We start from the raw sequence: 927 nt of genomic DNA on the forward strand, positions 1-927 counted from the left end.
AACCTGTGGTGGTCAAGCATTTTTGGACACGCCCAAAGGGAGTTCAGGCCACCTGCTCTTCACAAAGCGCAGGTGGCACAAGGCCGTTGGCACTGTGCAGCCGACGGTGGTTGTACCAGTCCACAAATTGTTCGATGTCTGCTGCCGCCTCCTGTCGAGTGGGGTATTTGGAGTAAAGCCATTCCCCTTTGAGGGTGGCGAAAACCCGTTCCACCACCGCGTTGTCCCAGCAGTTGCCCTTCCGGCTCATGCTCTGGGTGATGCCGTTGTCACGTAGGATCTCGGCCATGGCATGGCTGGTGTACTGCCGACCTTGATCCGAGTGGAAAAGCAGTCGTCCGTTGGGACGACGCTGTTTCAGCGCCCCGCGCAGGGCTCTGACCGCCAGCCAGGCATCCCCTTCATGAGAGTGGGCCCAGCCCACGATCCGGCGGGCAAACAGATCCACCACGATGGCCAGATAAAGCCAGCCCTGCTGGGTCGGGATGTAGGTGATATCTCCTGCCCAGACCTGGTTGGGTGCCTCCGGGTTGAATTGGCGTTCCAACACGTTGGGTGCCGTCAGCGCCTGCGGCCCCAGGCTGTGGTACTTGTGCCGCCGGTGCTGTCGCGCTCTGACGCCGGCTCGGCGCATCAGCGTCCGGGCGCGGTAGCGACCCACCGGCAGGCCGCGATTGGTCAGCTCCCTGGCCATCTTGCGAGAGCCACAGCTCCCCCGGTGGGACTGATGAATGCGACGAACCAGATCAACCTGGGCCAGCAGCTCCCGGTCAATCCGGGGTTCCCGGTGCAGCCAGGCGTAGTAGCTGCTACGGGGATAGTCCATCAACTGACACACCAACCGGATCGGAGCGACCTTCCCCAATTCCTGGATCACCTGTTCCGGTGATCGCTGTCCCGAATGAAGAAGGCGATGGATTTTTTTAG

Annotated in this window: 1 protein-coding gene; it reads right to left on the reverse strand. The window is 61.5% G+C overall.

Going from position 1 to position 927, the window contains the following annotated elements:
- Positions 1-43: 43 nt before the first annotated feature.
- Positions 44-927: IS3 family transposase (locus EKL94_RS22150; RefSeq protein WP_126930651.1), on the reverse strand; the 884-nt coding region annotated here is incomplete at its 5' end.

The sequence above is a fragment of the Stenotrophomonas maltophilia genome, from assembly GCF_003970865.1.
GTDB lineage: Bacteria > Pseudomonadota > Gammaproteobacteria > Xanthomonadales > Xanthomonadaceae > Stenotrophomonas > Stenotrophomonas maltophilia_AR.